The organism is Serpentinimonas sp. SSL01 (genome assembly GCF_056323735.1).
The window spans coordinates 2385261-2407937 of record NZ_CM150487.1; the positions used below are offsets into that span (position 1 = coordinate 2385261).

16 protein-coding genes are annotated in these 22677 nt (G+C 69.3%); 2 read left to right on the forward strand and 14 right to left on the reverse strand.

Annotation, left to right across the window (positions count from 1 at the left end; genetic code table 11):
- Positions 1-6 precede the first annotated feature (6 nt).
- The 7 genes from ACVMK0_RS11185 to ACVMK0_RS11215 all read right to left on the reverse strand — a co-directional run bounded on the left by ACVMK0_RS11185 (position 7) and on the right by ACVMK0_RS11215 (position 12002).
- Entirely contained in the window at positions 7-1584 is a 1578-nt protein-coding gene (locus ACVMK0_RS11185; protein WP_476463831.1) for an ABC transporter substrate-binding protein, read from the reverse strand.
- Positions 1585-1696: 112 nt separating this feature from the next.
- The gene (locus ACVMK0_RS11190; protein ID WP_476463832.1) at positions 1697-2821 is read right to left on the reverse strand and encodes a 6-phosphofructokinase; all 1125 of its coding nucleotides are present in this window, start codon (positions 2819-2821) and stop codon (positions 1697-1699) included.
- On the reverse strand, positions 2818-4173 hold the full coding sequence (gene mltA, locus ACVMK0_RS11195; protein WP_231851210.1) for a murein transglycosylase A: 1356 nt from the start codon (positions 4171-4173) through the stop codon (positions 2818-2820). The genes ACVMK0_RS11190 and mltA overlap by 4 nt, the downstream gene beginning before the upstream one ends.
- 48 nt (positions 4174-4221) lie before the next feature.
- Complete coding sequence (locus ACVMK0_RS11200) at positions 4222-4854, reverse strand: response regulator transcription factor (RefSeq protein ID WP_045537096.1); 633 nt, start codon at positions 4852-4854, stop codon at positions 4222-4224.
- Positions 4855-4902: 48 nt separating this feature from the next.
- Positions 4903-7008 (reverse strand): two-component system sensor histidine kinase NtrB, encoded by a 2106-nt coding sequence (locus ACVMK0_RS11205; protein WP_231851211.1) that lies wholly within the window; start codon positions 7006-7008, stop codon positions 4903-4905.
- Positions 6996-7823, reverse strand: a complete 828-nt coding sequence (locus ACVMK0_RS11210; protein WP_476463833.1) for a carbon-nitrogen hydrolase family protein — start codon at positions 7821-7823, stop codon at positions 6996-6998. The genes ACVMK0_RS11205 and ACVMK0_RS11210 overlap by 13 nt, the downstream gene beginning before the upstream one ends.
- A gap of 12 nt (positions 7824-7835) precedes the next feature.
- Positions 7836-12002 (reverse strand): YhdP family protein, encoded by a 4167-nt coding sequence (locus ACVMK0_RS11215; protein ID WP_476463834.1) that lies wholly within the window; start codon positions 12000-12002, stop codon positions 7836-7838.
- Between the two features lie 8 nt (positions 12003-12010).
- Here ACVMK0_RS11215 and glnE point away from each other — a divergent pair, with 8 nt between their 5' ends.
- Together glnE and ACVMK0_RS11225 are read left to right on the forward strand one after the other, a co-directional pair.
- On the forward strand, positions 12011-14863 hold the full coding sequence (gene glnE / locus ACVMK0_RS11220) for a bifunctional [glutamate--ammonia ligase]-adenylyl-L-tyrosine phosphorylase/[glutamate--ammonia-ligase] adenylyltransferase (protein WP_476463835.1): 2853 nt from the start codon (positions 12011-12013) through the stop codon (positions 14861-14863).
- Between the two features lie 27 nt (positions 14864-14890).
- Positions 14891-15190 carry a 4a-hydroxytetrahydrobiopterin dehydratase gene (locus tag ACVMK0_RS11225; RefSeq protein ID WP_045537100.1) on the forward strand — a complete coding sequence of 100 codons (300 nt, stop codon included), beginning with the start codon at positions 14891-14893 and terminating at the stop codon, positions 15188-15190.
- A gap of 61 nt (positions 15191-15251) precedes the next feature.
- Here ACVMK0_RS11225 and ACVMK0_RS11230 read toward each other — a convergent pair whose 3' ends face one another.
- The 7 genes from ACVMK0_RS11230 to ACVMK0_RS11260 form a co-directional block, all read right to left on the reverse strand.
- On the reverse strand, positions 15252-16238 hold the full coding sequence (locus ACVMK0_RS11230; RefSeq protein ID WP_476463836.1) for a Bug family tripartite tricarboxylate transporter substrate binding protein: 987 nt from the start codon (positions 16236-16238) through the stop codon (positions 15252-15254).
- Between the two features lie 88 nt (positions 16239-16326).
- Entirely contained in the window at positions 16327-17781 is a 1455-nt protein-coding gene (locus ACVMK0_RS11235; RefSeq protein ID WP_045537104.1) for an aldehyde dehydrogenase, read from the reverse strand.
- A 41-nt stretch (positions 17782-17822) separates the two neighbouring features.
- Positions 17823-18641, reverse strand: coding sequence for an ABC transporter ATP-binding protein (locus ACVMK0_RS11240; RefSeq protein WP_250960351.1), 819 nt, complete (start codon positions 18639-18641; stop codon positions 17823-17825).
- Complete coding sequence (locus ACVMK0_RS11245) at positions 18638-19435, reverse strand: ABC transporter ATP-binding protein (RefSeq protein ID WP_045537108.1); 798 nt, start codon at positions 19433-19435, stop codon at positions 18638-18640. Before ACVMK0_RS11245 ends, ACVMK0_RS11240 begins: the two co-directional genes overlap by 4 nt.
- Entirely contained in the window at positions 19428-20456 is a 1029-nt protein-coding gene (locus ACVMK0_RS11250) for a branched-chain amino acid ABC transporter permease (protein WP_045537110.1), read from the reverse strand. The genes ACVMK0_RS11245 and ACVMK0_RS11250 overlap by 8 nt, the downstream gene beginning before the upstream one ends.
- Positions 20453-21343, reverse strand: coding sequence for a branched-chain amino acid ABC transporter permease (locus tag ACVMK0_RS11255; protein ID WP_476463837.1), 891 nt, complete (start codon positions 21341-21343; stop codon positions 20453-20455). The genes ACVMK0_RS11250 and ACVMK0_RS11255 overlap by 4 nt, the downstream gene beginning before the upstream one ends.
- Positions 21344-21435: 92 nt before the next feature.
- The gene (locus tag ACVMK0_RS11260; RefSeq protein WP_476463838.1) at positions 21436-22629 is read right to left on the reverse strand and encodes an amino acid ABC transporter substrate-binding protein; all 1194 of its coding nucleotides are present in this window, start codon (positions 22627-22629) and stop codon (positions 21436-21438) included.
- Positions 22630-22677: the final 48 nt, after the last annotated feature.

A 22677-nucleotide genomic window follows, 5' to 3' on the forward strand; every position in this document is an offset into this window, starting at 1 on the left:
CGCCGCTTAGTTGACGTTGAGAATGCGCCAGTCGATGCGGTTGTCGGGCCGGTGCACGATCTGCACGTTGGCGCGCATGGCCCACGGGATGATCTGGTTGTGCAGCGGGATGTGGGCGATGTGGTCGTTGTGCATCTGCAGCGCCTGCGTGAGCAGGCGCGGGCGGATGTGCGGGTCGGTCTCGGTCTTGATGCGGTCGATGATGGCATCGAGCTGTGGGTTGCTGAAGCGGCCGGCGTTGAAGTTGCCGTCGCCGCCCGGGCCGACGGTGCGCACCAGCGACTGCAGGCTGTAGAGCGCGTCGAAGGTCGGCACGCCCCAGCCCAGCATGTAGATGCTGGCTTCATGGCGCTGGATCATGGGGAAGTAGGTGGTGAGGGGCAGGGTGCGCAGCCGGGCCCGAATGCCGACCCGTGCCCACATGGCGGTGATGGCCTGGCAGATCTGCTCGTCGTTGATGTAGCGGTTGTTGGGGCAGGCGAAATCGACCTCAAAGCCGTTGGGGAAGCCGGCCTCGGCCAGCAGGCGCTGCGCGGCGGCCTGATCGAAAGGCAGGCGCTGGTGCACGCCCTCGGTCCAGCCGGCCACCATCGGCGCCACCAGCGCGCCGGTGTTTTGGCTTAAGCCGCGCATGGTGACGCGGTGGATGGCGTTGATGTCGATGGCCTGGTAGAGCGCGCGGCGCACGCGCAGGTCTTGCAGCGGGTTGCGGCCGCGCACGTCGCTGCCCACCAGTTCGGGCCGGTGCTGGTCCATGCCCAAAAAGATGGTGCGGTTCTCGACCCCGTCGAGCACGCGCAGGGCGGCGTTGGCGCGCACCCGCGGCAGGTCTTGCGGCGTCGGATCGAGCACAAAGTCCACCTCGCCCGAGAGCAGGGCCGCCATGCGCGTGGCGTCGGAGCTGATCGGGGTGTAGATGATCTCGGTCACGTTGGACGTGACGCCGCCCCAGTGGTTGGGGTTGCGCTCGAGCACCATGCGCTGATCGGGCTGCCAGGAGCGCAGCCGAAACGGCCCGGTGCCCATGGCGTTGCGGTGCGCGAAGTTTTCTTCGCGGGTGCGGATGTTCATCGGCTCGAGCGAGCGGTTGCGCTCGGCCCAGGCGCGGCTCATGATGCGCAGCTCGGTGAGCTGGTTGAGCAGCACCGGATTGGGGCCGCGGGTGAAGATGTCGATGGTGCGCGCATCGACACGCACCACGCGCTCGATGCCTTGGGTGAAGATGGAAAAGTTGGAGGTCGGCGCCATGGCGCGCTGCAGCGAAAAGACGGCGTCCTCGGCGGTGAAGGGCGTGCCGTCGTGGAACTGCACGCCTTGGCGCAGCGTCAGGCGCAGCTGGTTCGGGCTGACTTGGGTCCAGGCGGTGGCCAGCTTGGGCTCGATGCGGAAGGTGCGGCTGTTGTAATAGACCAGCGACTCATAGACCGAGGCGTGCACGCCATTGCCCAAGGCGTTGTTTTGTGCGTGGATGTCCCAGGTGGGGATGTCGCTGGCGCTGGACCAGCGGAAGGTTTTGCTGTGCGCGGCACTCGCCACGCCCAGCGCCAAGGCAACAGACAGGGCCAGCAGTTTCAGTTTGAACATGGACGTCTCCGAAAATTTTTAAAAATTCGATTATCCGCCTGCCCCGCCTGATTTTTCATCGGCTTGAAATAATTTGTAAGTTTGGCGACAAATTATCGTGTTCATGGGGGGTCTAGGGGTGGTCCAAGGGCGGTCTGTGGGCGCGGTCTCGATCCGCCTGCCCCAAGCAGACCCCGATCTGCTGCGCCGCTTGCAGCAGCGGGTGCCCGGCTGGCACGGTGCGCTGCTGCTGGGCTACCTCGGCCAGTGCGATGTGGCCCAGTTGCCCGCCGCTGAGCGTGACCATGCAGCCAAACTGGCCCTGCAGCAGCAGCTGCGCCGCTTGGTTGCCGTACAGGGTGGCGAGCACGCGGTCGAAAGGCGTGGGGCTGCCGCCGCGCTGCACGTGGCCGAGCACGGTGGCGCGCACCTCGGCATCCAGCAGCGGCTGCAGCTGCGCGCTCAACTGGTGCGCCACCCCGCCCAAGCGCGGCACGGGGTGGCCGTCTGCGGGCAGCGCCGGGCTGGTTTGCAGCGTGGGCGCGCCGCCCTGCGCCTTGGCCCCTTCGCCGATGCAGATCACGCTGTAGCGCTCGCGCTGCAGCCGCGCTTGGCAGTGGCGCGCCAGAGTGGGCAGGTCGTAATCGAGCTCGGGCAGCAAGATCGCGTCGGCGGCCCCGGCCAAGCCGGATTCGAGCGCGATCCAGCCGGCCCAGCGGCCCATGGTCTCGACGATCATGACCCGGTGGTGGCTGTGCGCGGTGGTCTGGATGCGCTCCAGCGCCTCGGTCACGGTGGCCACGGCGGTGTCAAAACCAAAGCTGCGCTCGCAGCCGTAGAGGTCGTTGTCGATGGTTTTGGGCACCCCGACGATGGCCAGCCCCTGCTGCGCCAGCCCGTGCGCGATCGTCATGCTGCCGTCGCCGCCGATCACCACCAGCGCATCGAGCCCGAGGCGGCGCACATTGGCCAGCGCCAGCGCCGTGGCTTGCGCGCTGGCCAGCGGGTTGGCGCGGTTGCTGGAGCCCAAAATGGTGCCGCCGAGCAGCAAGATGCCGCTCACCGCGTCCCAGTCGAGGCGGCGGGTGCGCGCGGGCTCGCACAGCAGGCCGGCAAAGCCGTCTTCGATGCCGATCACCTCGGCGCCGCACTGGCGCAGCAGCGACTGGGTGACGGCGCGGATGACGGCGTTGAGGCCCGGGCAGTCGCCGCCGCCGGTGAGGATGCCCACGCGCTGCGGGCAGGCGCGGGTGCTCATGGGGCGCTGCGCGGCCACAGCGCCCACAGGTGCACCGGCTGTTTGATGCCGGCGGCCTGAAAGAACGCCTGCTCGCCCCAGCCGGTGAAGAAATCGGCCCGCGCCGCGCCGACGATGGCGGCCCCGGTGTCTTGCGCCAGCACGAGGCGGCGCAGCTCGATGAAGGGGCCGCTGGAGTGCAGCCAGACCGGGGTGCCGTAGGGGATGCTGCGCGGATCGACGGCGATCGAGCGCCCCGGCGTGAGCGCCACGCCCTGGGCGCCGCGCGGGCCAAACTGGGCCTCGAGTTCGTTCAGGCTTTCTTCGCGAAAAAACACCGTGCGCGGGTTGCTCCACAGCATCTCGTTGATCTGCTCGGGGTGGGCGGCGGCCCAGGCGCGGATGGCCTCCCAGGTGCCGGCGCGGATGGCGCCGCGGTCCAGCAGCCAGCGCCCGACGCTGCGGTAGGGGTGCCCGTTGTGGCCGGCAAAGGCCAGCCGCACCAGTTGCTGGCGGCCGTCGGGTTCGCGCACCAGCACCCGGCCCGAACCCTGGATTTGCAGCAGCAGCGCATCGAGCGGATCGGCCAGCCAGACGATTTCGCGCCCCTGCAGCTGCGCCAGCGCCTGCGGGTCGGTGGCCATCTGCTGGCGGCTGAACCAGGGCCGATCCCGGCTCAGGCCGGGGGGCACGGCGTGCAAGGGGGTCTGGTAGGGGCCTTGGCGCACCCGGTTGGCGTGCAGCAGCGGCTCGTAGTAGCCGGTGAGCAGGCCGCGCGGGTTGCCCTCGAGCGACTGCACGCGAAAGGGCTGCAGGTGGCGCATCATCCACTCGTGCTGCGCGCTGGCGCTGGCGATGCTCAGGCGGCGCACCTCCTGGCACAGGGCGCCCAGGGTGGGGGCCGGGCGCTCGCAGCTGCGCAGCCAGGCGTTCCAGGCTTGGGGCAGGGCGTCGCGGCCCCAGCCGGGCAGTTCGCTCCAGCGCACCGGCTGCCACCGGCTGTTGGCGCGCACGAGCGGCGCCGGCAGCGGCTGCGACTCGGCCCATTGCCAGACGGCGGCCTCGGGGCCGAGCACGGGCTCGGGCCAGATTTCGTCAAAGCCGCTGGCCGGGCGGGCGCCGGGTGTGGGGGGCGGCTCGGGCACCGCAACCCGGGGCGCAGGCGGCGCCTCTAGGGGAGCAGGCGCAGCGGCGGGGGCATCCGCAACGGGGGGCGGGGTGGCGCAGCCGGCCAGCAGCAGGCCGGCCAGCAGGCTGGCCAGAAGCAGGTGCGCGCGCTGCGGCCGGCTGGCCCAAGCGAGAGTGGGCGAAGAGGGGGTGGGCCAAACCGGGGCGGGCCGCAGGGCGTTCAAAAGCAGGGGTGGGGGCGACACGGATGGCTCGAAGAGATTGGGGTGGTGGCGGGCGATGAAGGGGGCGCCTCAGAGATCGCGCAGCAGATGCACCAGATCGACGGCAGAGCGCACCCCCAGTTTGTCGAACACGTGGGCGCGGTGCACCTCGACCGTGCGCACGCTGATGTGCAACTGCTCGGCCACCAACTTGTTGGGCAGGCCAGCGGCGATCAGGCGCATGACGGCGCGCTCGCGTTCGGTCAGGCTGCCGACCAGCGACTGGCGCCGTTGCGCCTCGCGGCGCTGCGCCAGCAACTGCCCCGAGTGCCGCAGCGCCTGCTCGACGCGGTCCACCAGGGCGTTGTCGGAAAACGGTTTTTCGCAAAAATCGAAGGCCCCGCGCTTGACCGCCTCGACGGCGGTGGCGACGTCGGCGTGGCCGCTCAGAAAAATCACCGGCATGGCCGCGCAGCCCACGAGGGCGGGCAGGCGCTCGTACAAGGCCAGCCCGCTCTGGCCGGGCAGGCGCAAATCCAGCAGCAGGCAGGCCGCCTCGGTGGGCTCGGCCCAGCTTTGGGCGCAGTCCCAGAACGCCTCGGCGCTCGGGTAGGCGCTGCTGAGCAGGCGGCGCGTGCGCAGCAGCCAGCCCAGCGCTTCGCGCACGGCGGCGTCGTCGTCCACGATGTGGACGCAGCCTTGCGGGGAGGCGCTGTAATTCATGGGGGTGGATGATAGGGCCTTGTGCGCCAAGCGGGCCGGTTTGGCTGCTCAAGCGGGTGCCGTGGGCAGGGTGAAGCGAAACACCGTGCCCCGTGGCTGCTGGGCGCTGTATTGCAGCGCGCCGCTGTGCTGTTCGATCACGGTTCGGCACAGGCTCAGCCCCAAGCCCATGCCCTCGGGCTTGGTGGTGAAAAAGGGCGTGTACAACTGCTCGGCCTGCTCCTGGCTGATGCCCAGTCCGTGGTCGGCGACGGCAAACTCGACGCCCTCGCCGCGGCCATGCAGGCCCCGGCCGGCGCTCAGGCGCAGGCGGCGCAGCCCCGAGCTGGCCGGCGGGTTGCCCGCTGGCATGGCTTGCATGCCGTTGCGCGCCAGGTTGAGCAGCACCTGTTCGATCATGGTGCGCTGGCACCAGACCGCTGGGCAGCCGGGTTCGATGTCGAGCGCGAGCTCGATGTGCTGCTGCCGTGCCTGCAGCTGCAACAGCGGCCAGATGCCTTGAAACAGGTCGGCCGGTGACACCGCCACGCGCTCGCGGTCGCGCTGGCGCACCAAGTCGGCCACGCTTTTGATGACTTTGCCGGCGCGCTCGGCTTGCTCGCTGATGCGCTGCAAGGCGCTGCGCACGAGGCGGGTGGGCTCGGGCTCGGCCTCGGCCTCGGGGTTTGGCTCGGGAACGGTTCCGGGGCCGGTTTCGGGTTTGGCCTCGGGCTTGACCTCAGGCTTGTTCGGCTCGGGCAGCAGGTTCAAAGAGCCGCTGGCGTAGCTGGCGATGGCGGCCAAGGGTTGGTTGAGCTCGTGGCTGATGAGCGAGGCCATCTCGCCGGCCATGGCCAGCCGCGCCGTGGCCTGCAAGCGCTCTTGCGAGGCGCGCAGCAGCTCTTCGTTGCGCCGCTGTTCGCTCAAGTCCAGGATCGCGCTCATCCAGCCGGTCTGGCGGCCTTGGGCGTCCACCAGCGGCGCTTCGATCACGCGCACCGGCAGGCGGCTGCCGTCGGCGCGCATGAACACCGACTCGAAGCCCTCGCGTGGCGAGCTTTTGCCCGCCAGCCGCGCTTGCAGGCGCTGGCGGTATTCCTCGATCTGTTCGGTCGGCCAGTAGGGGGCCGGAATGCTGGTGCCCAAGAGCTGCTCGGCGCTGCGCCCCACCATCTGGCAAAAAGCCGGGTTGACGTAGGTCAGGCGACCGTTCAGGTCGAGCGCGCGCAGACCGGTCAGGAGCGAATCTTCCATGGCCTGCCTAAAGGCCAGCGCCTCGGCCAATTGGCTTTCGGCGCGCTGGCGCCGGCGCAGGTCGCGCAGCAGCAGCGCCAACAGGGTGAGCAACCCCAGCGCCAGCGCCCCCACCGCCAGCGGCAGCGCGGCAACGGCGGGGTGTTCGGTGCCACCGCTTTGTTCGACCAGCAGCACCCACGTGGCGCCCGGCAGCGCCACCAGTTGGCTGGCGCGGTGCAGGGCTGGCCCCGGCTCGGCCAGCTCACCGACCATGACCAAGCGGGTGCCATCGGCTTCGGTCCACGACAGGCGCCGCCCGCGCTGGGCCTCGGTGGGGATGAGCTCGGCCAGCAGCCCCGCCATGGCGTAAGTGGCCACCAGGTAGCCGTCGGGGCGACCGTTGCGCTTTAGGGGCAGGCAGAGCTCCATCAGCTCGACGCCCCGGCCCTGTGGCAGTGGCCAGAAGTAGCTGCTCGAATAAGCCGCTTCATCGAGGCGGCGCGCCAGCGCGCAGGTCTGGCGCACGTCGATGAGGGCGTCGTGGCGCGGGCGCATCGCGTGCAGCGTCGGCCAAAAGGGCGACAGCCGCTCCACCAAAACGCTGTGGGTTGGGTCGCGCCACTCGAGGTGCACCAGTTTGCGCTGCGAGCTCAGCAGATCGGCCGCGGCGCTGGGCCAGAAGGCTGGGCTGGGGGCCACGCTTTGCAGGGCGTGCAGGTCTTGCACGCTGCGTGCCAGCCCGCTGCGCACATCCAAGCTCATGCGTGCGGCCTCGCGCTCCAGCGCCTCTTGAATCTGACCGTGCTGGTATTCGCGCAGCAAAAACACCAGCAGCGCAAACAGGGCCGCCAGCAGCAGGCCGGCCAGCAGCCACAACAGCCGGCGCAGCACCAAGGCAGGGTTTAGGGCCGAGTTAAGGGCCGGGTTCAGGGCTGGCACGGCGGGGTGTGAAAGCGCCGGTGCTGCAGCGCCGGCAGCTGCTGGCGCACCTGTTGCAGCCGGGCCCAATCAAGATCAGCCAGTACCACGCCGGGCCCGCTGGCGCGCTGCGCCAGCACGTTGCCCCAGGGGTCGATGACCATGCTTTGGCCCCAAGTCTGGCGGCCGTTGTCGTGCTGCCCGCCTTGGGCGCTGGCGGCCACGTAAGCCAGGTTTTCGATCGCGCGCGCGCGCAGCAACAGCTCCCAGTGCGCCTGCCCGGTGCCGTGGGTGAAGGCGGCGGGCACCAGCAGCAAATCGGCCTGCAGCTGCCGGTAGAGCTCGGGGAAGCGCAGGTCGTAGCACACGCTCAGGCCCACGCGCCAGCGCTGGCCGCTGCGGTCGGGCAGCTCGAAGGCCACGGGCGTGTTGCCGGCCACCAGCACCGCCGCTTCGTCGTAGCGCTCGCGGCCGTTGTCGTAGCAAAAGAGGTGGATTTTGTCGTAGCGCGCCACCGGCCGGCCGCTGGGGTCGAACACCAGGCAGGCGTTGGCCACGCGATTCGGCACCGGGCTTTGCAGCGGCAGCGTGCCGCCGACGATCCACAACCCAAACTGGCGCGCCGCAGCGGCCAGAAAGTCTTGGATCGGGCCGCTGCCGTGCGCCTCGGCCAGCGCCAGTTTGTCGGTCTCGCGCTGGCCCATGAAGCAAAAATACTCGGGCAGCACGGCCAGTTCGGCGCCGGCCGCGTGCGCTTGCTGCAGCAGGGCCTGGGCTTGATCGAGGTTGGCCTGGAGCTGGCTGCCCGAGACCATTTGCAAGGTGGCGACTTTCATTTTCTGGCTCGCTTAGTTGAGGTCTGGGCGCGCGGCAGCGGGCTGGCGCACGACCGGTGTGACCACGGGGTCGGCCCAGGGGCCGGTGATGTGAAACTCGCGTGTGGCCGCTTGCTGCAGCGGCTGGCGCAGCAGAAACTGGGCCAGAAAGGTGCCCAGCCCGGTGATCGGGTTGATGAGGGTGGCCACCAGCGAGACGGTGTCGGCGTTGAGCTCGGGTACCACCACCACGCGCAGGTCCTGGGTTTCGCGCACGGTGTCGGCGCTGCCCTCCAGCAGCACGGCGGCGTTGATGCCCTTCATCTGCAGGTTGTTGCTGCGCGCCACGCCTTGGGCGATGGAGACGTTGCCGCGGATGAAGTCGAAGGCGAAGCCTTCGCTGAACACGTCGCGAAAATCCAGCATCAGCCGCCGCGGCAGCGCCTGCAGGCTGAGCACCCCGATCAGCTTGGCTACCCCGGGTTCGGCGCGCAGAAACTGGCCGCGCCCGACGTCGAGCTGCAGCTCGCCGCTCAGGCTGGGGGTGTCGAAGTTCAAGGGCGAACCCAGCCAACCCAAATGGCCCTCGATGCGGCCTTGGCCGCCGCGGATGGTCTGCGGCTGGCCCATGCGCGTGAGCAAGGCACCGGCGTCGCGGATGTCGAGTTCAAGGCGCAAGGCGGTGCGCCGGGCGGCGGCATCGAGCCCGTGCGCGACCCAGTTGCCGCTGGCTTTGAGGGTGGCTTCGGGCGTGTTGAGCGTGAGCGCATTCAGGCGCCATTCGGACACGCCCGCCTGCGGCCCTTGGGTGGCCAAGCGGTTCGCGGCCTGCACCTCCAGCCGCCCGAGCTCGCGCCCGTCTAGGCGCAGGCGCTCGATCACCAAGTCGATGGCCGGCATGGCGTTGGGCTGCTGCAGCACCGCTTCGGCTGGCTGCTCGACGCCGGCGCGCGGCCAGTCGAGGCGGCTCAGGCGCGCGTGCACCAAGCCGGCCGCTTGGGGGCCGCCAGCTCGGTAGCTGAGTTGCCCGGCCAGTTCGCGCGCCACCACCGTTGCGCGCCAGGTGTCGCGCTCCAAGCTGCCGCTCAAGCTCAGGTCGTGCCAGCTGCGGCCGGAGTGGGTGATTCGCGCAGCTTGCAGCCGCCACTGCGTGGGCCAGTAGGGGCGGCTGTCTTGCAGGCTGAGCGCGCTGGCGGCTGGTGCCGGAGCGGCGGCTGTGGTGGGCGCAGGCGTCACTTGGGGGGCAGCGTAGAGGCGTGCCCAAGCGTCGGCGTCGAAATCGCCCAGATCGAGCGCGGCCAGCACGCCCGAGGCGGGCAGCGCCGGGCGCGCGCTGCGCACGGCCACGCTGCCGCGCAGCACGCGGGTGGCCGCGCCACGGTGCTCGCGTTGGTAGTGCAGGCTGAGCCAAGGGGTGGGGCTGCTGCCCAGTTCGAGCTGCAATTCGTCGCGTGTGGCCCCTCTAGGGGCACCGGCCAGCGGCTCGATGCGCAGCCGCAGCGGCAGCGCCGCCTCGGCGCTTTTGCTCAGCGGCGCGGGCAGCTGCAGCGCCAGGCCCTGCAGGTTGGAGTCCACCTGCACCGAGGTGCCCTCGGGGCCGATGCGCAGTTCGGCCTGGTAGGTGGCGCTGCCGCTGCCGGCACGCCCCAGCGGGGCCAGCCAAGGCCACGGCTCGGCTTGGGACAGGCCCAGCGCCGTGGCTTGGCCGGTGCCGCGCAAGCGCAGCACCGACTGGCCCTGCTCGGTGGCCATGCGCCCCGAGAAACGCAGCGGCCCGCCCAGCATCTGGGCGCTGGCGGCAGGGATGTCGAAGCCGCTTTCGCTGAAGTTCAGCACCCCGTGCAGCGCCTGCAGGGTCGGGCTTTCGGGGCCGATGCGCAGCTCGTTGCCCGCAAAACGCAACTGCCCGCGCACGCGGGTGGCGTTGGTGTCGTTGAGCGGCATCTCGAGTTGCAGCCCCAGCTCGAGCGCGCCGCTGGCCTGGGCCTGGTCGAGCGCGGCCTCGGTCATTTGGCGCAGCGGCGAGCTGCGCACCAAAGCCAAGGCGTCGGTGGCCGGGCCGCGCAATTGGCCGTTTACGCGCAGTTGCGGCTCGGTGGCCATGAAGTCGGGGATTTCAGCTTGGGCCTGCACGATGCGCAACTGCGGCCAAAGGCGCACTTGGGCGCTGGCTTGTTCCAGGCGCAAGCGCGTGCCCTCGATCAGCAGGCGCGCCTGTGGCACCTGCAGGGTGGGCCAAGGCGGGCTGCCCGCCGGCAGCAGGTGCGCCGGGGCGTAGTCGAGTTGCACGTCATGCAACGGTGCCTCGAGCGTGAACACGCCGCTGCCCGGCTGCTGATAGGGAAAGTTCCTCAGATCGCCGCGCACCCGCACCAGCGCTTGCTCGATGCGCCCGGCGACGATGGCGCTGCGCAGCCAGGCTTTGGTCTCCGGTCCCACGTTGAGCGGCAGGTAGCGCACCACCTGCGCCGCGTCGGCGCGCAGGATGCGGCCATCGAGCTCGATCACCCCCGGAAAACGCGCGCGCGCCGGGCTCAGGGCCGGGTCGGCGCTGCGCCAGTTCAGCTGCAGCTCGGCTTCGAGGTCGGGGTTGCGCAGCAGCAGGCGCGGCACTTCGACGGTGATCTGATCGCCTACCACGCGCCAGCTCAGGCCGGCTTGCAGCCGCTGCAGCGTCACCCTGGGTTGGGCAAAGACGCCGGGCAGATCGAGGTGCCCGTTGTCGAGCCGCAGCTCGGCCTGCCCGCCGCTCGAGGTGAGGTTGAAGTCGAGGTCGGCGCCGCCGATGCCGGGGCGCCCGGGCGTGTGCACGTCCCAGCCCTTCGCATGGCGGTACACCGGCGGAGCAGCCCCAGCGCGCAGCCCGACGTTGCGCAGGCGGCCGCTGGCGCTCCAGCTGGCTGCGGCCCCGGTCTGGTCGGCGCCTGCGGTTTGGCCTGCGCCCGCAGCTTGGGCGGCGCTCCATTGCATCTGTATCTGCTCCACCAAGCCGCTGGGGGCGGTGTCGCGCAACCACTGGTGCGCGAGCGCGGGCAGGGGCAGGTGCAGCGCCAGTTGGCTCAGCACCTGCGCATCGAGCCGCTCGGCCTGGAGCGCAAAACCGGCCGGTGCCGTGTCGCTGCTGCGGGTGTGCAGGTGGCGCACGTTGCCGCCCGGCCACACCAGCCCGTCGGCGGTGCGAAAGCCCAGCCCGTGGGTGCTCAAAGTGGTTTGCAGCCCCTCGTGCTGCAACTCGAGCCGGGTTTGCAGGTTTTGCAACTCGAATGGCTGCGCCACCTCGGGCCACTGCAGCTGCACCCGTTGCAAACCGAGGTCGGCGCTGGCCTGGCGCAGCGCGCCGCGCTGCCAATCGAGCCACAAGCGCGCCGCTCCCTGCCCCTGTTGCACCTGCAAACCCAGCCAGTTGGGTGCATCGATGTAGCGCCCCATGTGCGCCCAATCGACCCACGGCAGATCGGCATAAAGGGTGCCGCGCCAATAGCGCCACTGGCTCGGGCGCAGTTGCCAGAACGCGCGGGTGAAATCGCCGCGCACGCTCAGGCGCTGGCCCCAGTGCGCGGGCGGGGTGGCGTCGAGCCGGAACTGGTGCTGGCGCCCGGGGTTGCGCAGCACCAGGTCGATGCCCGTGAACTCGGCCACGGGCAGCGTGGGGCGGGTCTGGTCGTGCCAGCGCAATGTGCCTTGCAACAGGGCCAGCTCGGTTTGCCCCAGCAACCAGTCGGCCAGCGGGCTTTCGTCGCCGGTGCGTTCGAGGTGGCCCAGATCGATGCCGCCCAGCAGCCAGCGCCCATCGGTGCTGCGGCGCAACTCCAGCACCGCGCCTTCGACCACGATCTGATCAAAGCCCAGCCGCCACAACGAGGGCAGCGACAACGCGGCGCGCACGCTGGGCAGGCGCAGCGCTTCGGCGCCGGCGGCGTCGCGCAGCACCACGTCGCGCAGTTGCAGGCTGGGCACCGGGCCGCTGGAGTTGGCCGTCAGGGCCCCGATCTCGACCTTCACCCCCAGCGCCTCGCTGGCCATGCGCTCCAGCGCCGGACGCCATTGGTCAACTCTTGGCACAATGAGCTGATGCAACGCCACCCAACTGAGCCCCAGCAGCAGCCACGCCGCCACCAGCAGCCACAACAGCGCACGCAGCAGCCGGGCCTGCCAGTGCAGCCAGCGCGGTGGATGGGGGGAGCGGGGTTTATCGAGCACACCAAATTATGATGGTTAGCGCCACTTTGGGCCCTGGCGGCCCGGACCAAGTTGTATCAAAAGCTCTCGAAGCCGCGGCCCACTCGCGCTTCGTGCAACGCATCCGGCGCCGCTACCACGCCGAGCTGGCGCTGTTGCCGCCGGGGCCGCCCACGGCCGCTGCCATGCGCCAGACGCTGGCGGCGCTGCAAGCGGGGGGCTTGGACACGCCTGCGGCCCTGCGCGTGCTGCGCCATTTGGTGCTCGAGCGGCTCGCGGTGTTGGACGTGGAGCACGAGGCCCCGCTGGCACTGGTCACCGGGGCCATGACCGATCTGGCCGAACTCGCGCTCGACACCGCTTTGCAGGTGGCTTTGAGCGAGCTCGACGAGGTCCATGGCGCGCCCACGTGCCCGGATGAAGCGCTTGCCGCAACCTCTGCAACCGCCGCAAATGCAAAGGCTGCGGCCGGGTGGCGCCGGGCCGAGTTGTGGATCGTGGGCATGGGCAAGCTGGGGGCGCGCGAGCTCAACGTGTCGAGTGACATCGACCTGATCTACGTCTACGACCAAGACGGCGAAACGCGCGGCAACGCGCTCGGGCGCGGGCGCATCAGCAACCACGAGTATTTTGCCAAGGCGGTCAAGCGCATTTACAGCCTGATAGGCGACAACACCGAGCACGGCCAGGTGTTTCGGGTCGATCTGGCGTTGCGGCCCAACGGCAACTCGGGCCCGCCCGCGCTCTCGCTCGACGCGCTCGAGGAGTATTTTCTGGTGCAGGGGCGCGAATGGGAGCGCTTTGCCTGGCTCAAAAGCCGCGTCGTGGCGCCGCAGCAAGTGCTGGACACCGACCACCCGCAGGCGCTGCGCGCCTTGGTGCAGCCCTTTGTGTTCAGGCGCTACCTCGACTACAGCGTGTTCGATGCGCTGCGCAGCCTGCACCAGCAGATTCGGGAGCACGCGGCCAAACGGGCGGCGGGCAACCCGGGCCGTTTGAACGACGTCAAGCTCTCGCGCGGCGGCATCCGCGAGATCGAGTTCACGGTGCAGCTGCTGCAAGTGGTGCGCGCTGGCCAGTTCCCCGAGCTGCGCACCCGCGCAACGCTGGAGGCGCTGAAGCGGCTCGTGCGCGCCGGCCTGATGCCCGAGCCCAAGGCGGTTGCGCTGGCGCAGGCCTACGAACTGCTGCGCAAGGTGGAGCACCGCATCCAGTACCTGGACGACCAGCAAACCCATCTGCTGCCGACGCGCGACGACGACTTGGGTTGGATTGCCCAGACCCTAGGCTTTGCCGACACCGCCGCTTTTTTGTGCGTGCTCGACGCCCAGCGCGAACTGGTGGCGCAAGAGTTCGACACCCTGCTCGGGGCCGGTGCGCTGCCCTGCAACGGCAAAGGCTGCAACGGCCACGCGCCGGCGGCGCCGAGCCACGATTGGCTCACCGTGCTGGCGCAACTGCCGCCGGGGCTGGGCTTGCGGGTGGCGCAGTGGGTCGAGTCGCCGCGCGTGCAGGGTTTGCGCGAGAGCGCGCGCCAGCGCCTGCTGCGGCTGCTGCAGCGCACCGGGGCTTGGCTCGAGGAAGGGCGGGTGAGCGAGGGCGCGGCGCTGCGCCTGTGCGACTGGATCGAGCCGCTGCTGCGCCGCGAGAGCTACCTGGCGCTGCTGCAAGAGCGCCCGGCGGTGCACGAGCGGCTGCTGCGCATGCTCGGTGCCGCCCAGTGGCCGGCGCGCTACCTGTTGCGCCATCCCGGTGTGATCGACGACTTGGCCGGGCAGCAGCTGTACCAAGAGCGCTTCGAGGCGCCGCAGTTCGAGGCCGACCTCGAGGCGCGCCGTCAGGCGCTGGCCGCCGGCGGCGACGACGACGAAGAGGCGCTGCTGGACCTGCTGCGCCGCGCGCACCACGCCGAGGTCTTTCGCACGCTGGCGCGCGACGTGGAAGGCGTGCTCACGGTCGAGCAGGTGGCCGACGACCTGAGCGCCTTGGCCGACGCCGTGCTGCGCGTGAGCGGCCGCTGGTGCTGGCAGCGCCTCAAGCAGCGTCACCGCGACGAGCCGCGCTGCGCCATCATCGGCTACGGCAAGCTCGGCGGCAAAGAGCTGGGCTACGGCAGCGACCTCGACATCGTGTTCGTTTACGACGACCCAGACGAGCGCTCCAGCGAGGTCTATGCCACCTTGGTGCGCAAGCTCATCAACTGGCTCACCGTCAAGACCGGCGAGGGCGATCTGTACGAGATCGACACCGCGCTGCGCCCCAACGGCAACTCGGGCCTGCTGGTGACCAGCTTCGACGCCTTTGCGCACTACCAGCAAAACCGCGGCAGCAACACCGCCTGGACTTGGGAGCACCAAGCGATCACGCGCGCGCGCTGCGTGCTCGGGCCGCCCGATCTGGTGCAGCGCTTCGAGGACGTGCGTCTGGCGGTGCTGACGGCGCCGCGCTCGAGCGCCGCACTGGCGGCCGAAATCTGCGCCATGCGCGAGCGCTTGCGCCAAGCGCATCCGGTGCGTGCGGGGTTGTTCGACATCAAGCACAGCCCCGGCAGCATGGTCGATGTCGAGTTTGCGGTGCAGCACCTGGTGCTGGCGCACGCCGCCGCGCACCCGGCGCTGTGCGCCAACAGCGGCAACATCGCCTTGTTGCACGCCGCCGAGCACGCCGGGCTGCTGCCCGCCGGCGTGGGCCAAGCGGCCGCGCGCGCCTACCGCGCCCTGCGCCAGCGCCAGCACCGGGCGCGGCTGGACGAAGCCAGCACCCAGATCGACCCGGCGCTGGTGGCCGAGCACAGCGCGGCGGTGCGCGCGCTGTGGGCGCAGGTGTTTGGGTCCGTCGATTGCACGGCCCCCGTAGGCCCCGCAGCCCTGCCCACCCGGTAGCGCCTAGACACAGGAGCAGAGCAGACCATGAAAAAACTCGAAGGGGCGGCCCTGCAAGCCCAGATCGAACGCCTGCCGCTGTGGCGCTTCAACCCGCAGCGCCACGCGCTGGAGCGGTGTTTGGTGTTCAGCGATTTCAACGCCGCTTTCGGCTTCATGAGCCGGGTCGCGTTGGCGGCCGAGCAGCGCAACCACCACCCCGAGTGGGCCAATGTGTACAACCGGGTTGACATCGCCTTCACCACCCACGAAGTGGGGGGCTTGAGCCTGCGCGACATCGAGTTCGCGCTCTGGGTGGACACGCTGGCGCCCGGCGTGGGCGACTGAGGGGGCGCCCTCTCAAGCGCGCATCATCGCTGCTTGCCAGCCGCTGCGTGCACGCGCCGCTTTAGTCCGCCGTGATGTTGCGCTCGCGCACCACCCGGCCGTAACGCTCGCTGTCGGTGCGCGACAGCGCCAGAAGCTGGGCCGGCGTCAAGGGCGTGGGTTGGGCGCCAAAGCTGCGGATCGGGTCGATCACGCTCTGCACGGCTAGGGCGCTGTTGATCTCGCGGTTGAGGCGCTCGACGATGGGCGCTGGTGTGCCGGGCGGAGCCCAAAAGGCATGCGAGGTGCCCACGTCAAAATCGGCCAAGCCCAGTTCGCGCAGCGTGGCGACGTTGGCAAACTGCTCGACCCGCCGCTCCCCGGTGACGGCCAACATGCGCAGGCGACCGGCGTGCACGTGCTGGAACGCCACGCCGGGATCAAACGCCCAATCGACCGTGCCGGCCAGCAAGGCCTGCATGACGTCGGCCGAGCCGCGGTACGGGATGTGCACCGCTTGGGTCTGGGTGGCTGCCTGCAGCATCTCGGCGGCGATGTGCGGCGAGCTGCCATTGCCGGGTGAGCCAAAATTCAGCCGGCCCGGGTTGGCGCGCATGTGGCGGATCAAGCCGGCGTAGTCGTCGAAGGGCAGGCCGGCGCGCGTGACCAAGAACAGCTCGAAGCGCGCCGCCGCCGCCACCGGCACCATCTCGCGCAGCGGGTCGTAGGTCTTGCGCAGCAGGTGCGGCCCGATGACCATGGTGCTGCCGGCAATCAGCCCCAGCGTATAGCCGTCGGGTGCAGCCGTGTGCACGGCGTTGAGGCCAATCATGCCGCCGCCGCCGGAGCGGTTCTCGACCACCACCGGCTGCCCCAGCGATTGTGAAATTTGCCGCCCCACCGCACGCGCCACGATATCGGGTGTGCTGCCCGGTGCGAAGTTGACGACCAGGCGCAGCGGCCGGGTCGGGAAGGACTGCGCCAGCGCGGGCAGCAGCGGCGCACTCAAGGCGAGGCCGGCGCCCATGGCGAGCACGTGGCGGCGGGAAAGGCGGGGGGGTTGGGTCATGTTTGTCTCCTAGCGGTCAAAGCCGGTGTGATGGGTGAAAGAAAAAGCGAAGGCAGCGCGTGTCGGATGAGGGCCTAGCGGGCGCTGGTCAGAACGGGTAGTGCCGCGGTTGCGTTTGCACCGTGATCCAGCGCAAATCGGTGAACTCGGCGATGCCGGCGCGCCCGCCGAAGCGCCCCATGCCCGAGCCCTTGACGCCGCCAAAGGGCATCTGGGCTTCGTCGTGCACCGTGGGGCCGTTGACGTGGCAGATGCCGGTGTCGATCTGGCGCGCCACATTGAAGGCGCGCGCTAGGTCGGCGCCAAAGACGGCGGCCGACAAGCCGTATTCGTTGTCGTTGGCGCAGGCCACGGCCTGCTGGGTGTCTTTGACGCGCACGATGCACTTGACCGGGCCGAAGGTCTCCTCGTGGTAAATGCGCATGGCCGGTGTCACGTGGTCGAGCAAGGTGGCTGGCATCAGGGTGCTGTCGGCCTTGCCGCCGCAGAGCAGCCGGGCGCCTTTGGCCAGCGCGTCGTCGATCAACTCGTTGCAGTGGTGCACGGTGTGCATGCCGATCACCGAACCCAGCACCACCGGCTCGGGCTTGCGTGGGTCGCCCAGCGGCAGCGCCTTGGCCTTGTCGGCAAAGCGACGCACGAACTCGTCGGCCACCTTCTGATCGACGATCAAGCGCTCGGTGCTCATGCAGATCTGGCCGCTGTTGGCAAAGCAGCCAAAGGCGGCGGCGTTGACGGCGTCCTCTATATCGGCGTCATCGAGCACGATCAGGGGCGCCTTGCCGCCGAGTTCGAGCACCACCGGCTTGAGGTGGCGCGCGCAGGTGATGGCGATGATCTTGCCGACTCGGGTGCTGCCGGTGAAGTTGACGCGGCGCACCGCCGGATGCGCGATCATGGCATCGACCACCGCCGCGGCATCGGCGGGGGCGTTGGTGAGGTAGTTGACGACTCCGGGGGCAAAGCCGGCCTCTTGGAAGGCTTCGGCGATCAGGGCGTGGGTGCGCGGGCAGTTCTCGCTGCCTTTGAGCACCACCGTGTTGCCGCAAGCCAGCGGGGTGGCGATGGCGCGCACCCCGAGGATGACGGGCGCGTTCCAGGGCGCAATGCCCAGCACCACCCCGGCTGGCTGGCGCATGCCCATGGCCAAGCTGCCCGGTACGTCCGAGGGGATGACCTCGCCGGCGACCTGGGTGGTCAGCGCGGCGGCTTCGCGGATCATGCCGGCGGCCAACATGACGTTGAAACCGCCCCACGGGCCGGTGGCCCCGGTCTCGGCCGCCATGGCCTCGATGAAGGCCGGGGTTCTGGCTTGCAGGGCGTCGGCGGCCTTGAGCAGCAGCGAGCGGCGCTCGTTGGGCCCGGTCTGGCTCCAGCTCCTGAAGGCTTCAGCGGCAGCCTCCACGGCCAGCACGGCGTCGGCGGGTGAGGCCGCTGGGGCCCGGGTGGCCACGGTGCCGTCGAGCGGGTTGCGGCGCTCGAAGGTGGCACCGCGCTCGGCGCTCACTTTCAGGCCGTTGATCAGCATGGACAAATCAGACATAGGGGGGCTCCAGATTGAACAGCGATAAAAAAGCGGTGCGGCTAGGTTGATCGTTCGCTGGCCAGCGACGATCGGGCGGCCTTGGCGGCCGTTGCGGGCTGTGGGGTGGCGGAGGCGGCGGCACCGAGGTAGGCCTCGCGGATCACGTTCGATCGCGCCAGCAGCCTGGCGGCGCCGCTGGCGACCAGGGTGCCGCGCTCCATCACGTAGCCGCGGTCGGCCACGGCCAGTGCCTTTTTCACGTTCTGCTCGACCATCAGCACCGTGGTGCCGGCGTCGGCGATGCGCCGCGCGATGAGCAGCAACTCATCGACCATGCGCGGCGCCAGGCCAAGCGAAGGCTCGTCGAGCATCAGCAAGCGCGGCGCACTCATCAGCGCGCGCGCCACCGCCACCATCTGCTGCTCGCCGCCGCTCATGGTGCCGGCCAGTTGGCTGGCGCGCTCCTTGAGCTTGGGAAAGTCGATCAAGACCTGTTCCAAGCGCCGTGCGCGCTCACCCTTGGGCACCAGCCAGCCGCCAAGTTCTAGGTTCTCGCGCACCGTCAACTGCGGAAACAACTGCCGACCTTCTGGCACCAGGGCCACCCCGGCACGGACGATTTCGTGCGTCTGGCTGGGCAGCTCCGCGTCATCGAGCCAGACATGGCCGCTGCGCCCGATCAGGCCGTTGAGGGCTTTGAGCAATGTGGACTTGCCCGCTCCGTTGGGCCCCAAGATCACGGTCAGGCCGGGCTTGACTTCTAAACAGAGCTTGCGCAGCACCAGAAAATTGCCATAACCCGCACTCAGATCATCAACCCACAGCCGGGCGGCCTCTTGCGCGCCCAAGGTGAAGGGGGTGTTGCGGTACCACATCATGCGGTGCTCTCCATCTCGTCACCGAGGTAGGCTTCGATCACGTCCGGGTTGCGCACCACCTCGGCCGGGCTGGCGTCGGCGATCTTGCGCCCTTGGTGCAGCACGATCACGCGCTCGACGTGGCGCAGCAAGGTGGTGACGGCGTGTTCGATCCAGATCACGCTCAGATCGAGCTCGTCGCGGATGCGCCGGATCAGTTGCGCCATGTTCTCGAGCTCGGCCTCGGTCAGCCCGGCGGCAACCTCGTCGAGCAACAGCAGCCGCGGCCGCGTCGCCAGCGCCATGCCGATCTCGAGCAGGCGCTGCTGCGAAGGCGTGATGGCTGCTGCGGGCAGGTTGCCCAGTTGCGCCAAGCCGATCAGCTCCAGGATGCTCTCAGGCGTACGCAAGGCCCACGGCACGCGCGTCTCAGGGCCCCAGAAGACCCATGGCCGGGGTCGGCGACCGGCGAACTTCAAGCCGAACTCGACGTTGTCGCGCACCGCCATGTCGGCAAACACGCGCGGGGTCTGGAAGGTGCGGGCGATGCCGTGCGCGGCGTAGCGGTGCGGGTTGCGGCCGATCAGGTCGTGTCCGTCCACCAGCAGCTTGCCGCTGGTGGGGCGCAGCACGCCCGAGATGGCGTTGAAAAAGGTCGTCTTGCCGGCGCCGTTGGGGCCGATGATGCCGACCAGTTCGCCGGCGCGAAACACCGCATCGACCCCATCGACAGCGGTCAGGCCGCCAAAACGCACCGTGATCTCGCTCGCCTCCAGCAAGGGCGGGAGCTGGTTTTGTGGGTGCAGCTCAGACATGACGACGCTCCCGGGCGCGTTGGCGCGCGCGCGCTTCGTCGCGCGCTTGCTGCCCGCTCCACCTGTAGCGGCGCACGCGCCAGCCTTCGCGCAGGGCGCTCCAGGCCGCATGCAGCATGAACCAGCGCACCGAAGCCAGCCCGCCGGGGAGGTAGAGCACGAACAGGATCAGCAGCAAGCCCAGCGACATCATGTACAGCTCGGGCGCCTGCAGGCGCAGGGTTTCCGCCAAGATGCTGAACAGGATCGCTGCCAGCAGCGGCCCCCACAGCGTCATGGCGCCGCCTATGAGCGCGATCAGCACGGTTTGAAAGCCGATGAAGGGGTTGAACACGGTGGTCGGGTCGATGTAGGTCCAGCGCACCGCCATCGCCGCCCCGACGGCCCCGGCAAAGGCGGCGGTCAGGGCAAAGCCACCGATCTTGACCAGCCGGGTGTCCACGCCCAGGGTCTGGGCCCGTTGCTCGTCGGAGCCGATGCCCTGCATGGCCAGGCCAAAGCGGGTGCGGCGCACCACGATCGAGGTCGCCACCGCCGCCACCGCCAGCAGCAGCACCGTGTAGTAGACCGTCTTGCTGTCGGGTGCCACCAGAATCATGCGCCCGACGGTGCCGGTGACCGTGCTTTCGTAGAAGGTGACGGTATGCCGGATGAGTTCGGTCATGCCAAAGGTCAGGATGGCGAAGTAGGTGCCGCGCAGGTGCAGCACCAGCGCGCCCATGAACACCGCCAGCAGCGCCGCGACCAGCGCTCCCAGCGCCACCACCTGCCACCAGGGCCAAGTCTCGACCAGCAGCGCGCTGGTGTAGGCACCGACGCCGAAGAAGGCCGCCGTGGCCAGCGACAGGTAGCGAGTGGTGCCACAGAACAGCGCCCAACTGGTTGACAGCGCCACGTACATCAGGCAGGTCAGGGCCATCGAGAGCACGAAATCGCTGGCAAAGCCAGGCAGGGCCACGGCCCAGCCGGCGAAAGCGAACAAGATCAGCACATCGCGCAGCAGCGTTTGACGGGAATTCATGCCTTGCGCCCCTTGCGAGTGAACAAACCTTCAGGGCGCAACACCAGCACGCCAATGAAAACCAGATACGACAGCAGCGCCTTGAGCGATGGGCTGGTGAAATGCATGGCGATGGCCTCGATCACCCCGAGCAACAAACCGCCGACCAAGGCCCCGCCCATGCTGCCAAAGCCGCCCAGCGCGATGACGATCAAGGCCGTGATGGTGTAGGCTTGGCCCATGTCCGGGCTGATGGTGTATGCCATCGAGATCAGCACCCCGGCCACGCCCGAGAGCCCCAGGCCGATGCCAAACATCAGCGGGTGCAAGCGCTTGGTGTCGATGCCCACCAGTTGCGCGCCCATCGGCGACTGCATCAGCGCGCGCACGCCTTTGCCCAGCAGCGTCAGGCGCAGCAGCACGATCAGGGCGGCGCAAAACAGCAGCGCCAGCGCGAAGATCAGCAGCTTGTTGGCGGCAAACTGGCCAAACCCTAGGTGCACCGGTTGCGACAGGTAGTCGTAGCCGCGGATGTCGCCACCCCAGACGTAGGTGACGAAGCTCTTGACCAAGAACATCAGCCCGAAGGCGACCATCAGGCCACGCGCCTCGAACACGTCCAGATTGGGCGAAGTCTGCGTCAGCGGCCTAAAGCACAGCCTGTGCAGCACCCAGCCCAGCAGCAGCAGCAGGCCAAAAGTCACGGGCAACATCAGCAGCGGCGACAGGCCAAAACTGGTGTGCACCATCCAGGTCAGGAAGGCGCCGACCAGCAGAAACTCGCCGTGGGCGATGTTGAGGATGCGCATCAGCCCGTACTGGAGGTTGAGCCCCAAGGCGATGAGCGCATAGATGCCGCCGGTGATGAGTCCGGAGACGATCAGCTCGATCCATGTAGAAAGGGACATGAAAGTGCGTGGGTGCGTGGGTGCGTGGGTGCAGGCCTGCGTGCGGCGCGGGCCGTGGGTGGGCGGCCGCGCCGTAAAGGGCTGGCGTGGAATTACCAGGCGGGCTTGTTCGGGTTGAGGGCTGCGGTGGCCACTGCGCGCGGCCAGACGACCTCGAACTCGCCGCGTTGCCACTGCCCCACCGTGCCCGGCGTGCCGACGTTTTCACTGCCGCTGAAGCGGATGTCACCGACGATGGTGCGGTGCGTGTTGCCGGCCACGAAATCGCGGATGGCCCGCCGATCCAGCCCGACCCGGGCCACGGCAGCGCTCAGAATCTCCAGCGCCGCCCAGGTGTGTCCGCTGGCCCAGCGGTCGGGCTCGCGGTTGTGGCGCGCCACATGGGCCTCAAAATAGGCCTGTGCCCCGGGGCTGCTGCGGCGGTTCCACGAGCCCATGCCCATCACGCCTTCGGCGCCGGTCGGGGTCATGACTTCGCGAAACATCGGAAACGCGGTCCCGACCGAGGCATAGAAAAAGCGCGGGTTGAAGGCGATCTCGCGCGACTGGCGGCTGGCCAGCACGGTATCCGGCGGGTAGGTGAAACCGACAAAGGCGTCCGGGTTGCGGCCTTTCATCGTGCGCAGCACCGGCGCCAGATCGCGCACGCCCAGCGGGTAGCTGCGGTGGTCCACCATCTCGATGCCGCTGCCCTGCAAGGCCACGCGCAAGGCGGCAAAGTTCTCCAGCCCGAACAGGTCATCGACGTAGATGCAGGTTAGGCTGCGCACGCCGTTGGCGCGCAACATGTCGACCAGCGCACCCACCATGGCCGCGGGCTGTTGCAGCGTCAGAAAGAAAAAGGGCAGGCGCAGCTCGACCAGGCGTCTGGAGAGTGCGGTCGGGGCCAGGAAGGGGTAGCCGTGGCGGTTGGCCAGCGGGGCGACGGCAAAGTTGGCGCTGCTGCCCCAAGGCGGCAGCACCAGATCGACGCGCTCGCTGCCCATCAGCCGCTCGTAGGTGCGGATCACGGTTTCCATGTCGCTGCGGTCATCGACGCCGATCAGCTCGATCCGGCGGCGCACGCCCTGCACGTTGAGGCCACCGGCGGCATTTTGCTGCTCGGCCCACAGAATGTAGTTGGGCTCCTGGCTGGTCTGGGCGCCCACCGTCCACGGACCGGTGCGCGACATGGAGTAGCCGATGCGCACCGGTGCCCCCTGGGCCAGCAGAGGCGGCGCAAAGGCCAAGGTGCCCAAGGCGGCGGCGCTGCCTTGGACGACGGTGCGGCGGGTGGGGTGATTCATGCTGGTCTCCTGGTGCGGAAGCGGATGCGGGTGCGGAATGGGGGCATC

Bases quoted from the DNA above. Each gene is read 5' to 3' on its own strand.
- ACVMK0_RS11185 (WP_476463831.1), bottom strand. From the start codon at position 1,584: ATGTTCAAACTGAAACTGCTGGCCCTGTCTGTTGCCTTGGCGCTGGGC.
- ACVMK0_RS11190 (WP_476463832.1), bottom strand. From the start codon at position 2,821: ATGAGCACCCGCGCCTGCCCGCAGCGCGTGGGCATCCTCACCGGCGGC.
- ACVMK0_RS11200 (WP_045537096.1), bottom strand. From the start codon at position 4,854: ATGAATTACAGCGCCTCCCCGCAAGGCTGCGTCCACATCGTGGACGAC.
- ACVMK0_RS11210 (WP_476463833.1), bottom strand. From the start codon at position 7,823: ATGAAAGTCGCCACCTTGCAAATGGTCTCGGGCAGCCAGCTCCAGGCC.
- glnE (WP_476463835.1), top strand. From the start codon at position 12,011: ATGATGGTTAGCGCCACTTTGGGCCCTGGCGGCCCGGACCAAGTTGTA.
- ACVMK0_RS11225 (WP_045537100.1), top strand. From the start codon at position 14,891: ATGAAAAAACTCGAAGGGGCGGCCCTGCAAGCCCAGATCGAACGCCTG.
- ACVMK0_RS11230 (WP_476463836.1), bottom strand. From the start codon at position 16,238: ATGACCCAACCCCCCCGCCTTTCCCGCCGCCACGTGCTCGCCATGGGC.
- ACVMK0_RS11235 (WP_045537104.1), bottom strand. From the start codon at position 17,781: ATGTCTGATTTGTCCATGCTGATCAACGGCCTGAAAGTGAGCGCCGAG.
- ACVMK0_RS11240 (WP_250960351.1), bottom strand. From the start codon at position 18,641: ATGATGTGGTACCGCAACACCCCCTTCACCTTGGGCGCGCAAGAGGCC.
- ACVMK0_RS11245 (WP_045537108.1), bottom strand. From the start codon at position 19,435: ATGTCTGAGCTGCACCCACAAAACCAGCTCCCGCCCTTGCTGGAGGCG.
- ACVMK0_RS11250 (WP_045537110.1), bottom strand. From the start codon at position 20,456: ATGAATTCCCGTCAAACGCTGCTGCGCGATGTGCTGATCTTGTTCGCT.
- ACVMK0_RS11255 (WP_476463837.1), bottom strand. From the start codon at position 21,343: ATGTCCCTTTCTACATGGATCGAGCTGATCGTCTCCGGACTCATCACC.
- ACVMK0_RS11260 (WP_476463838.1), bottom strand. From the start codon at position 22,629: ATGAATCACCCCACCCGCCGCACCGTCGTCCAAGGCAGCGCCGCCGCC.